Source organism: Kitasatospora sp. NPDC056783, from assembly GCF_042789895.1.
Lineage (GTDB): Bacteria > Actinomycetota > Actinomycetes > Streptomycetales > Streptomycetaceae > Kitasatospora.
The window spans coordinates 1-10,603 of record NZ_JBHUAF010000299.1 but is presented as its reverse complement, the minus strand read 5'-3'; the positions used below and the strand labels follow the sequence as shown (position 1 = coordinate 10,603).

At 71.2% G+C, this 10,603-nt stretch carries 10 protein-coding genes and 1 pseudogene; 6 read left to right on the top strand and 5 right to left on the bottom strand.

Annotation, left to right across the window (positions count from 1 at the left end; genetic code table 11):
* Nucleotides 1–50 precede the first annotated feature (50 nt).
* Nucleotides 51–1,574 carry a peptide MFS transporter gene (locus ACFRMQ_RS30755; protein ID WP_380733969.1) on the bottom strand — a complete coding sequence of 508 codons (1,524 nt, stop codon included), beginning with the start codon at nucleotides 1,572–1,574 and terminating at the stop codon, nucleotides 51–53.
* A gap of 329 nt (nucleotides 1,575–1,903) precedes the next feature.
* Here ACFRMQ_RS30755 and ACFRMQ_RS30750 point away from each other — a divergent pair, with 329 nt between their 5' ends.
* Both ACFRMQ_RS30750 and ACFRMQ_RS30745 read left to right on the top strand, forming a co-directional pair.
* On the top strand, nucleotides 1,904–2,578 hold the full coding sequence (locus tag ACFRMQ_RS30750; protein ID WP_030058577.1) for a response regulator transcription factor: 675 nt from the start codon (nucleotides 1,904–1,906) through the stop codon (nucleotides 2,576–2,578).
* A gap of 93 nt (nucleotides 2,579–2,671) precedes the next feature.
* Complete coding sequence (locus ACFRMQ_RS30745; RefSeq protein WP_380733968.1) at nucleotides 2,672–3,916, top strand: ATP-binding protein; 1,245 nt, start codon at nucleotides 2,672–2,674, stop codon at nucleotides 3,914–3,916.
* Nucleotides 3,917–4,038: 122 nt separating this feature from the next.
* Here ACFRMQ_RS30745 and ACFRMQ_RS30740 read toward each other — a convergent pair whose 3' ends face one another.
* A complete protein-coding gene (locus ACFRMQ_RS30740) occupies nucleotides 4,039–4,578 on the bottom strand; it encodes a GtrA family protein (protein ID WP_380733967.1) in 540 nt (179 codons plus the stop codon).
* 325 nt (nucleotides 4,579–4,903) lie between these two features.
* On the opposite strand from ACFRMQ_RS30740, the gene ACFRMQ_RS30735 reads away from it, so the two are divergent.
* From ACFRMQ_RS30735 to ACFRMQ_RS30725, 3 genes are read left to right on the top strand one after another with little or no spacing between them, the layout of a single operon-like run.
* Nucleotides 4,904–6,043 (top strand): 5-(carboxyamino)imidazole ribonucleotide synthase, encoded by a 1,140-nt coding sequence (locus ACFRMQ_RS30735; RefSeq protein WP_380733970.1) that lies wholly within the window; start codon nucleotides 4,904–4,906, stop codon nucleotides 6,041–6,043.
* Nucleotides 6,040–6,564, top strand: a complete 525-nt coding sequence (gene purE / locus ACFRMQ_RS30730; RefSeq protein WP_380733966.1) for a 5-(carboxyamino)imidazole ribonucleotide mutase — start codon at nucleotides 6,040–6,042, stop codon at nucleotides 6,562–6,564. The genes ACFRMQ_RS30735 and purE overlap by 4 nt, the downstream gene beginning before the upstream one ends.
* A 45-nt stretch (nucleotides 6,565–6,609) precedes the next feature.
* Nucleotides 6,610–7,818, top strand: a complete 1,209-nt coding sequence (locus ACFRMQ_RS30725; protein WP_380733965.1) for a dipeptidase — start codon at nucleotides 6,610–6,612, stop codon at nucleotides 7,816–7,818.
* Here the strand turns inward: ACFRMQ_RS30725 and ACFRMQ_RS30720 are convergent.
* The 3 genes from ACFRMQ_RS30720 to ACFRMQ_RS30710 all read right to left on the bottom strand — a co-directional run bounded on the left by ACFRMQ_RS30720 (nucleotide 7,815) and on the right by ACFRMQ_RS30710 (nucleotide 10,263).
* A complete protein-coding gene (locus ACFRMQ_RS30720) occupies nucleotides 7,815–8,228 on the bottom strand; it encodes a CoA-binding protein (protein ID WP_380733964.1) in 414 nt (137 codons plus the stop codon). The genes ACFRMQ_RS30725 and ACFRMQ_RS30720 overlap by 4 nt on opposite strands.
* 49 nt (nucleotides 8,229–8,277) lie before the next feature.
* Nucleotides 8,278–8,772 (bottom strand): hypothetical protein, encoded by a 495-nt coding sequence (locus tag ACFRMQ_RS30715; RefSeq protein ID WP_380733963.1) that lies wholly within the window; start codon nucleotides 8,770–8,772, stop codon nucleotides 8,278–8,280.
* A gap of 153 nt (nucleotides 8,773–8,925) precedes the next feature.
* Nucleotides 8,926–10,263: a UDP-glucose dehydrogenase family protein gene (locus tag ACFRMQ_RS30710; RefSeq protein WP_380733962.1), complete on the bottom strand. Its 1,338-nt coding sequence runs from the start codon at nucleotides 10,261–10,263 to the stop codon at nucleotides 8,926–8,928.
* A gap of 218 nt (nucleotides 10,264–10,481) precedes the next feature.
* On the opposite strand from ACFRMQ_RS30710, the pseudogene ACFRMQ_RS30705 reads away from it, so the two are divergent.
* Nucleotides 10,482–10,603, top strand: a pseudogene (locus tag ACFRMQ_RS30705) (acyl-CoA dehydrogenase family protein); the annotation flags it as partial.

Genomic DNA, 10,603 nt, shown 5'->3' with positions numbered 1-10,603 from the left:
ATCCACGGCGGCCCCGGCGGTGCGCTGACAGCCTGGTGGGGGGACGGGCGTCAGTGCACGTCGCCCATGAGGGCCTGGACCTTCTTGCGGTAGGTGAAGACGGCGAACCCGGCGAGGGCCGCGAGCGAGGCCTCCATCGCGATGATCCCGGTGCCGTTGAGGCTGACGCCGGCCAGCGAGAGCAGGCTGGTGGTGCAGTCACCGGCGGTGACGGCGAGGAACCAGACGCCCATCATCTGGGAGGCGTACTTGCGCGGCGCCATCTTGGTGGTGACCGAGAGGCCGACCGGGGAGAGGCACAGCTCGCCGATGGTCTGGATCAGGTAGATCGAGACGAGCCACAGCGGGGAGACCATGGTGCCGTTGTCCGCCATGGTCATCGGGATGATGAAGATGAAGAACGAGACGCCGACCAGGACCAGGCCGATCGAGAACTTCACGATGGTGTTCGGCTCCTTGTCCCGGCGGGACAGCCAGAGCCACAGCCAGGCGAAGACCGGCGCGAACGCCATCACGAACAGCGGGTTCAGCGACTGGTACCAGGTGGCCGAGAAGCCGAAGCCGAACAGGTTGTCGGCGGTCTTCTTGTCCGCGAACAGGGAGAGCGTGGAGCCGCCCTGGTCGTAGATCATCCAGAAGATCGCGGCCGCGGCGAAGAACCAGATGTACGCGGACATCTTGGACTGCTCGTCCGAGCTCAGGTCCTTGTCGCGCTTGATCCGGGTCAGCACGGTGACCGGGATCAGCAGACCGGCGACGGTCAGCGGGACGAGGGCCCAGTTCAGGGTGTAGACGCCCAGGCCGACGATGGCGCCGTAGAAGGCGGCGACGCCCAGGACGACCAGGCCGCCCTTGACCAGCAGGCGCTTGCGCTCGTCCGACAGCAGCGGGTTGGGGACCTCGCTGCTGCGGGCGCTCAGGTGGCGGCTGCCCAGCAGGAACTGGGTGAGGCCGAACGCCATGCCGACCGCGGCCAGGCCGAAGCCCAGGTGCCAGTTGTACTCCTTGCCGATCGTCCCGATGACGAACGGGGCGACGAAGGCACCGAGGTTGATGCTCATGTAGAAGACAGTGAAGCCACCGTCCCGGCGCGGGTCGTCGGGGCCGTTGTAGAGCTGGCCGACCATCGTGGAGATGTTGGCCTTGAGCAGCCCGGAACCGAGCGCGACCAGGAGCAGGCCCACGAAGAACGCGGCCTGGCCCGGGACGGCCAGCGCGATGTGGCCGGACATGATCACGAACCCGGCGATGGCGACGGTCTTGCGGGCGCCCCAGACCCGGTCGCCGAACCAGCCGCCCGGGTAGGCCATGAGGTAGACCATCGAGACGTAGACGGAGTAGATCGCCGTCGCCGTCGTCGCCTTCATGGCGAGGCCGCCGCCCTGGCTGCCGACGGCGGCGTCGGCGCCACCGGAGACCAGGTAGTAGATGAGCAGCGCGCGCATGCCGTAGTAGGAGAAGCGCTCCCACATCTCGGTCATGAACAGGGTGGCGAGTCCTCGGGGGTGGCCGAGGAAGGTCTTGCCGCTGGGGTTGGCCGACGGAACGTCGGTGTCCAGGGTCTTAGACGCCATGAGTAGTGGTTCCTTGCCTGACAGCGTCCGCCCGGGGGTGTTGCGGCAGACGTGGACAGAACCACTCTACGTGGCGACATTTGGCTTTATCAGATGACAAAGGCCACGAATCAGATGCAGGAATGGCCAAGTTGGCAGCAGATCTGCCCGATCTATCGATGGTAAATGGGCGTGTCTTCCTTCGGTTCAAAGATCCAAGCGAAGATTCTTCACCGAACTGCCGGTCCGTCACGCCCCGTTGGGTGTGATCACGCGCTTGTATAACGATCACGCTCTGTGAACTACCTCACAGGGCGTACGGGCTCACCCCGGCGGACTACCATCACCACATGACCTGTGTGCTGCTCGCCGAGGACGATCCGGCGATCTCCGAACCGCTCGCCCGGGCCCTGCGACGCGAGGGCTACGAGGTGCTCGTCCGCGAGGACGGTCCGACCGCACTCGCCGCCGGCCTCACCGAGGAGGTCGACCTCGTCGTCCTGGACCTCGGCCTGCCCGAGATGGACGGCCTGGAGGTCTGCCGCCGACTGCGCGCCGACGGCAAGAGCTGCCCCGTGCTGGTGCTCACCGCCCGCGCCGACGAGGTGGACACCGTGGTCGGCCTGGACGCCGGCGCCGACGACTACGTCACCAAGCCCTTCCGCCTCGCCGAACTGCTCGCCCGGGTCCGGGCCCTGCTCCGGCGCGGCAACGTCGACCAGCTCACCACCGGCGCGCACGGGGTGAAGATCGACATCGAGTCCCACCGCGCCTGGCTCGGTGACGAGGAGCTCACCCTCTCCGCCAAGGAGTTCGAGCTGCTGCGCGTCCTGGTCCGGGACGCCGGCCGGGTGGTCACCCGCGAGGAGATCATGCGGCAGGTCTGGGACACCACCTGGTGGACCTCCACCAAGACCCTGGACATGCACATCTCCTGGCTCCGCAAGAAGCTCGGTGACGACGCGGCCAACCCGCGCTACATCGCCACCGTGCGCGGTGTGGGGTTCCGGTTCGAGAAGAACTGACCCCGTCGGAGATCACCCCGTGAGAGATCGGGGCCGGACGGCGTCCGACGGGGGCGGCGTCCGGTGGAACGGAACACCTCGGGGAGCGGCAGCGTGAAACGCCGGATGATCAACTCGCTGCTGGGCGTCGTCCTGGTGGTGGTCGTGGTGTTCTGCGTGCCGCTCGCCCTGGTCGAGAAGCGGACCATCGTCAGCTCGGCCCAGGACCGGGTGGACGCGGCCGCCGTCCGGGTGCTCGCCCTGGTGGAGAGCCGGCTCGCCGCGGGCGAGCCGGTCACCGGGCGGGCGTTCGAGAGCCAGGTCACCGAGGGCAGCTACGTCGAGGTGCAGGTGCCCGGACAGCCGGTGGTCTCGGCGGGCGAGCGCCCGGCCGGGAACCACCTGCTGAAGGCCGTCGAGCGCGGCAACAGCGGCGAGACCGTCACCGTCGAGCAGTCCCGCGAGGACGTCGACCACGAGATCGCCAACAACCTGCTGCTGCTCGGCGTGGTCGCCCTGCTGGCCGTCCAGGCCGCGGTGGCGCTCGCCGTCTGGCAGGCCAAGCGGCTCGCCCGGCCGCTCACCGACCTCGCCGAGACCGCCGAGCGGCTCGGCTCCGGAGACCCCCGCCCGCGCGACCGGCGCTACGGGGTGCCCGAGCTCGACCGGGTCGCCGAGGTGCTGGACACCAGCGCCGAGCGGATCGCCCGGATGCTCACCGCCGAGCGCCGGCTCGCCGCCGACGCCTCGCACCAGCTGCGCACCCCGCTCACCGCGCTCTCCATGCGGCTGGAGGAGATCACCGCCCTCGCCGAGGACCCGGAGACGGTCAAGGAGGAGGCGACCATCGCCCTCCAGCAGGTCGAGCGGCTCACCGACGTGGTCCAGCGGCTGCTGACCACCCAGCGTGACCCGCGCAGCCCCACCGCCGTCGCCTTCGACCTCGACGAGGTGATCAAGCAGCAGGTGGAGGAGTGGGGCCCGACGCTGCGGGAGCAGGGCCGGGTGCTGTCCCTGGAGGGGCTGCACGGGGTCACCGCGGTCGGCACCCCGGGGACGGTGGCCCAGGTGCTGGCCACCCTGATCGAGAACTCGCTGATGCACGGCGCCGGGACGATCACCCTGCGGGTCCGGCCGTCCGGCACCTCGGTGGTGATCGAGGTCCAGGACCAGGGCACCGGCGTGCCGCCGGACCTCGGCAACCGGGTGTTCGAGCGCGCGGTCAGCGGCCGCAACTCCACCGGCATCGGCCTGGCCGTCGCCCGGGACCTCGCGGAGGCGGACGGCGGGCGGCTCGAACTGCTCTCGCTGAAGCCGGCGGTGTTCGCGCTCTTCCTCGGGCGCAGCCACGAGGACTGAGCGGGTCCGGGCAGGAGCCCGGGGGCACGGGTGGGCCCCCGGGACCGGTGCCCGGACGCTGCCCGGACAGCAGTGAGCCCCGGCGGCCGTTCGGCCCGCCGGGGCTCTCCGGTTCCCGGGGCCTACTCGGCCTGGGCGAAGCGGACCTGCTCGGGGGCCAGCATCCGCTCGGCCTGCGCGGCCAGCTCCAGGCCGCCGGCGGGCGCCGAGGCCTGCTGCTGGGCGGGCACCATCGGCTGCTGGACGGGAGCCACCGGCTGCTGGACGGGTGCCGCGGCCGGCTCGGGCACGGCCTTGAACACCCAGGTGCGGTACGAGACGAAGCGGAACACGGTGGCCACCGCGAGGCCGATCACCTTCGCGCCGATCTGCTCGAAGTGCGAGTCCAGGCGCAGCACGTACACCGAGAAGCCGAGCACACCGGTCTCGATCAGCATGCCGATGCCGCTGTAGACCAGGAAGAGCGTGATCTCCCGCTTGCGGGAGGCGGCGTCGCGGTCCCGGTACAGCCAGTAGCGGTAGCCCAGGTAGTTGGTCGCGATCGCGATCACCGTCGCGACGACGTTCGACCGCACCGAGGCCAGGCCCATGCCGTTGATGCAGACCCAGAAGACGGCGAAGTTGACCACCACGCCGCTCAGGCCGACGATGCCGAACTTCACGACTTCACCCGTGAGTCCACGCATCTTCTGCGCGAGTGGGGGTTTCGAAGCTTCGGTCGTCGTCATACCGGACTGCCTCCATGTGCCTGCGGGACGAGAGGGCTGCCCCTGGTGTCGCGGACATCCCTAGAGCCCTGCGTGCACGCACATGATCGGACCGCGCAGATCAGGACCTGGCCGTCCAGGCTACCCGCTTCCACCGAACGGCTCAGCCGCGAGGGCGGCAGGTTGACATCTACGCGCGTCCATCCGGGTGGCCCCACCGGCGCCTCCACCGCCCCCGACCGGCCCGGATATCCTGGGCCGCGTGACTTCCCCGGGCAATGTGAATTTTCCAGTGGTGGGCATGATCGGTGGCGGGCAGCTGGCCCGCATGGCACACCAGGCGGGCATCCCGCTCGGGGTCAGGTTCAAACTCCTCGCCGACACGCCCCAGGACTCCGCCGCACAGGTGGTCTCCGACGTCGTCCTCGGCGACTACCGCGACCTCGACACCCTGCGCGCCTTCGCCGCCGGCTGCGACGTGATCACCTTCGACCACGAGCACGTCCCCACCGAGCACCTGCGGGCCCTGGAGGCCGACGGCATCGCCGTCCGCCCCGGCCCGGACGCGCTCGTCAACGCCCAGGACAAGGGCGTGATGCGGGCCAAGCTCGACTCCATCGACGTGCCCTGCCCCCGGCACCGGATCGTCGCCGACCCGGCCGACGTCACCGCCTTCGCAAATGAGGGCTCAGGCTACCCGGTGGTCCTGAAGACCGTCCGCGGCGGCTACGACGGCAAGGGCGTCTGGGTCGTCGACGACGAGGAGCAGGCGCAGGCCCCGTTCCTGGCCGGCGTCGCGGTGCTGGCCGAGGAGAAGGTCGACTTCGTCCGCGAGCTGGCCGCCAACGTGGTCCGCTCGCCCAGCGGCCAGGCCGTCGCCTACCCGGTGGTGGAGAGCGTCCAGGAGAACGGCGTCTGCGCCGAGGTCACCGCCCCCGCGCCGGACCTCGACCCGGCCCTGTCCGACGAGGCCCAGCAGCTCGCCCTGCGGATCGCCGGCGACCTCGGCATCGTCGGCCACCTCGCCGTCGAGCTGTTCCAGACCCGGGACGGCCGCATCCTGGTCAACGAGCTGGCCATGCGCCCGCACAACTCCGGGCACTGGACCCAGGACGGCGCCGTCACCTCGCAGTTCGAGAACCACCTGAGGGCCGTCCTCGACCTCCCGCTCGGAGACCCGCGCCCGCGCGCCAAGTGGACCGTCATGGTCAACGTCCTCGGCGGCGACTACCCGGACATGTACCACCCCTTCCTGCACTGCATGGCCCGTGACCCCGGGCTGCGCATCCACATGTACGGGAAGGACGTGAAGCCCGGCCGCAAGGTCGGCCACGTCAACGTCTTCGGGGACGACCTCGAAGACGTCCGCGAGCGCGCCCGCCACGCGGCCGCCTACCTGCGAGGAACGATCACCGAATGACCTCCCCTGTCGTTGGCATCGTGATGGGCTCGGACTCCGACTGGCCGGTCATGGAGGCCGCCGCCCAGGCGCTCGACGAGTTCGAGATCCCCTACGAGGTGGACGTCGTCTCCGCCCACCGGATGCCGCGCGAGATGGTCGCGTACGGTGAGCAGGCCCACCGGCGCGGCCTGAAGGCGATCATCGCGGGCGCCGGCGGCGCGGCCCACCTGCCGGGCATGCTCGCGTCCGTCACCCCGCTGCCGGTCATCGGCGTTCCGGTGCCGCTGCGCTACCTGGACGGCATGGACAGCCTGCTGTCGATCGTCCAGATGCCGGCCGGTGTGCCGGTGGCGACCGTCTCGGTGGCCGGCGCGCGCAACGCCGGCCTGCTCGCGGTGCGGATGCTCGCCGCGTTCGACTCCGAACTCACCGAGAAGATGACCGAGTTCCAGACCGAGCTGAACAACCAGGCCACCGAGAAGGGCGCCAAGCTCCGGGCCAAGGTGGCCGGCTCCACCTCCTTCGGGTTCGGCAAGTAACCCGGGAGCGGGGTGGGGTGGAAGGGGTGGGGTAGAACAGCCCGTATGACTTCGGACTCCCTCACCCCGCTGGACCGCGCCCGCGCCCTGCTGCGCACCGCCCCCGTGGTGGACGGCCACAACGACCTCCCCTGGGCGATGCGCGAGCAGGCCGGGTACGACCTCGGCGCGCTCGACCTCGCCGCCGACCAGAGCGACCGCCTGCACACCGACCTCGCCCGCCTCGCGGAGGGCGGGGTCGGCGCGCAGTTCTGGTCCGTCTTCGTCCCGGCCTCGCTGGCCGGCGACCACGCGGTGAGCGCCACCCTGGAGCAGATCGACTTCGTCCACGCCCTGGTCGAGCGCTACCCGGACCGGCTGCGGCTGGCCCGCACCGCCGCCGACGTCGAGGCCGCCCGCGCCGACGGCCGGATCGCCTCCCTGATGGGCGCCGAGGGCGGCCACTCCATCGACTGCTCGCTGGCCACCCTGCGCGCCCTGTACGAGCTGGGCGTGCGGTACCTGACGCTCACCCACAACGACAACGTGCCGTGGGCGGACTCCGCGACGGACAAGCCGGTGGCCGGGGGGCTGACCAGGTTCGGCGAGGAGGTCGTCCGGGAGATGAACCGGCTCGGCATGCTGGTCGACCTCTCGCACGTCTCCGCCGACACCATGCGCGACGCCCTGCGGGTCACCGAGGCGCCCGTCGTCTTCTCCCACTCCTCCTCGCGCGCGGTCTGCGACCACCCGCGCAACATCCCGGACGACGTGCTCGCCCAGCTGCCCGCCAACGGCGGGGTGGCGATGGCGACCTTCGTGCCGAAGTTCATCCTGCCCGCCGCCATCGACTGGACCGAGGCCGCCGACGAGAACATGCGCGCCCACGGCTTCCACCCGCTGGACACCACCCCGCCGGCCATGGAGCGCCAGCGCGCCTTCGAGGCCGCCCACCCGCGCCCGGTCGCCACCCCGGCCACCGTCGCCGACCACCTCGACCACATGCGCGAGGTCGCCGGCGTCGACCACATCGGCATCGGCGGCGACTTCGACGGCACCGCCTTCCTGCCGGACGGCCTCGACTCGGTGGCGGGCTACCCCAACCTGGTCGCCGAACTCCTCGGCCGCCACTGGTCGGAGGCCGACCTGGCCAAGCTCACCTGGCACAACGCCGTCCGCGTCCTGCGCGACGCCGAGTCGGTGGCCGCCGGGCTGCGCGCCGCCCGCCGCCCGTCCATCGCCACCATCGCGCAGCTGGACGGCGTGAACTCCTAACCCAGCCGCGGGATCTCGATGGCCGGGCACCGGTCCATCACCATGGCCAGCCCGGCCTCCCGGGTCCGCGCGTAGGCGGCCTCGTCCACCACGCCCAGCTGGAACCAGACCGCCTTCGCCCCGGCCGCCACCGCCTGGTCGGCGACCTCCCCGGCCAGTGCGCTGTTCACGAAGACGTCCACCACGTCGACTGGGAACGGCACCTCGGCGAGCGAGGCGTAGCCCTGCTCGCCGAGGACGGTCTCGGCCTTCGGGTGGACGGGCACGATCCGCTTGCCGTGGCGCTGGAGCACCTGGGCCACCCCGTAGGCGGCCCGGGCGGTGTTGCCGGACAGGCCCACCACCGCCCAGGTGTCGCCCGTGCCGGTGAGGATCTCGCGGACCGTCGCGTCGTCGCCGTAGCTCGTCATGCCGGTGGGAACACCGGGCGGGGGCGGGGGATTCCTCGCCGGGGACGGCTCAGGTGTCGAAGGCCCTGAGCTCCACCAGGGCCGTGCCGTCCGGCTGGTAGGCCGCCTTCAGGTGGACCTCCATGGCCTGCCCGCGAGGGCGGGAGCCGTTCGCCTCGTGGGCGTTGCCGAAGCTCAGTCCGGCGGTGTCCTCGTGGTCCAGCCGGACCCGGGGGAAGGCGGCCGTCAGCCGGGCGGCGAGCTCCTCCCGGGGCATTCGGAACTCGGCGGTGCAGCCCTGGACCTGCCAGGCTCCGTCGTCCGTGCAGGAGGCCCCGGTGGCCTGGGCGGGCAGCGACCCGCCCGCGAAGGCCAGCACCCTGGAGCAGGCCGTCCCGGTCGACGCGCCGCTGTCGAGCCACCGGTCGCTGTCGTTCCAGAGGACCACGAACAGGGCCAGGAAGACGGCCGGCCCGAGCAGGATGGCGGTCACCAGGCCCGCGGTGATCCAGGTCAGCACCCGGTCCAGCGGGCCGGTGCGTTCGGCGTGCGTTTCGGCGTGCATGAGGTCCCCCCTCGCCGCGGACATCGGGGACCGATCCTCGCATGCAATCTGAACGTGTTCAAATGAATGGGGCCGGAGATGGCGGAAGCGCCCGCCCCCGAGGTCCGGGGACGGGCGCTTCGCGCGGCGGGCAGGCGGCCCGGCCGGGGCGTCTCAGCTGGGGCGGCCCAGGGCGCGGTAGGTCCAGCCGGCGGCCCGCCAGGCCTCGGCGTCCAGGACGTTGCGGCCGTCGAGCAGGCGGCGCTCGGCGACCACCGCGCCGAGCCCCGCCGGGTCCAGCTCGCGGAACTCGGCCCACTCGGTGAGGTGGAGGACGACGTGGGCGCCCTCGGCCGCCTCCAGGGCGGAGTGGGCGTAGGCGAGGGACGGGAACATCTTGCGGGCGTTGTCCACGGCCTTCGGGTCGTAGACGGTGACCTGGGCGCCCTGGAGCTGGATCTGGGCGGCCACGTTGAGCGCGGGGGAGTCCCGGATGTCGTCCGAGTCGGGCTTGAAGGCGGCGCCCAGGACGGCGACCCGGCGGCCCAGGAAGCCGCCGCCGCACTGCTCGCGGGCCAGCTCCACCATCCGGGAGCGGCGCCGCATGTTGATCGAGTCGACCTCGCGCAGGAAGGTCAGCGCCTGGTCGGCGCCCAGTTCGCCGGCCCGGGCCATGAACGCGCGGATGTCCTTGGGCAGGCAGCCGCCGCCGAAGCCGAGACCGGAGTTGAGGAACCTGCCGCCGATCCGCTCGTCGTAGGCGAGCGCCTTGCTGAGCTGGGTGACGTCCGCGCCGGCCGCCTCGCAGACCTCGGCCATCGCGTTGATGAAGGAGATCTTGGTGGCCAGGAAGGAGTTGGCGGCCGCCTTGACCAGCTCGGCGGTCGCGAAGTCGGTGACCATGAACGGCACCCCGGCCGAGATCGGCTCCGCGTACACCTCGCGCAGTATCCGCTCGGCCCGCTCGCTCTGGGTGCCGACCACGATCCGGTCCGGGCGCAGGGTGTCCCGCACGGCGAAGCCCTCGCGCAGGAACTCCGGGTTCCAGGCGAGTTCGGCGCCCTCGCCGACCGGCGCCAGCGAAACCAGCCGCTCGGCCAGCCGGGCCGCCGAGCCGACCGGGACGGTGGACTTGCCGACCACCAGCGCGGGGCGGGTCAGGTGCGGCGCGAGCCCGTCGATCGCGGCGTCGACGTACGACATGTCAGCGGCGAACTCGCCCTTGCGCTGCGGGGTGTTGACGCAGACGAAGTGCACGTCGCCGAACTCCGCGGCCTCCTGGGCGGAGGTGGTGAACCGCAGCCGGCCGGTCGAACCCTCGTGTCCGGCCACGTGCTTGAGCAGCAGTTCGGAGAGCCCGGGCTCGTACATCGGGACCCGGCCCGCGGTGAGCATGGCGATCTTCTCGGGGTCGATGTCCAGACCCAGCACCTCGAAGCCGAACTCGGCCATCGCGGCGGCGTGGGTGGCGCCGAGGTAGCCGGTGCCGATCACGGAGATGCGGAGGGTCACGGGTTCTCCTTGGATGCGGACGCGACCAGTACGAATGCCCTGATGCTATCCGCACCCCGGGGGCGCGTCGGGATCAGCTGCACACCCGGGACGCTAGGCAGCCGCAGGTCGGCGCCCTAGGATCTCTACTGAACGGTAGTTAACCGCGGATTCGACGTCGATCGGACTCGATTCGGGCTCCGACCGGACTTCGGCCACTGGACGACGAGGCAGGCATCATGGCGGGCAGCGCAGGGGCGGCGGACTTCGATCTCTTCCGTATCTCCGAGGAGCACGAGATGCTCCGTGAGGCGGTGCGTTCGCTGGCCGAGGCGAAGATCGCTCCGTTCGCGGCGGAGGT

Excerpts from the sequence above, each read along its gene's own strand:
- ACFRMQ_RS30755 (WP_380733969.1), bottom strand. The coding sequence starts at position 1,574 with ATGGCGTCTAAGACCCTGGACACCGACGTTCCGTCGGCCAACCCCAGC.
- ACFRMQ_RS30750 (WP_030058577.1), top strand. The coding sequence starts at position 1,904 with ATGACCTGTGTGCTGCTCGCCGAGGACGATCCGGCGATCTCCGAACCG.
- purE (WP_380733966.1), top strand. The coding sequence starts at position 6,040 with ATGACCTCCCCTGTCGTTGGCATCGTGATGGGCTCGGACTCCGACTGG.
- ACFRMQ_RS30725 (WP_380733965.1), top strand. The coding sequence starts at position 6,610 with ATGACTTCGGACTCCCTCACCCCGCTGGACCGCGCCCGCGCCCTGCTG.
- ACFRMQ_RS30720 (WP_380733964.1), bottom strand. The coding sequence starts at position 8,228 with ATGACGAGCTACGGCGACGACGCGACGGTCCGCGAGATCCTCACCGGC.
- ACFRMQ_RS30715 (WP_380733963.1), bottom strand. The coding sequence starts at position 8,772 with ATGCACGCCGAAACGCACGCCGAACGCACCGGCCCGCTGGACCGGGTG.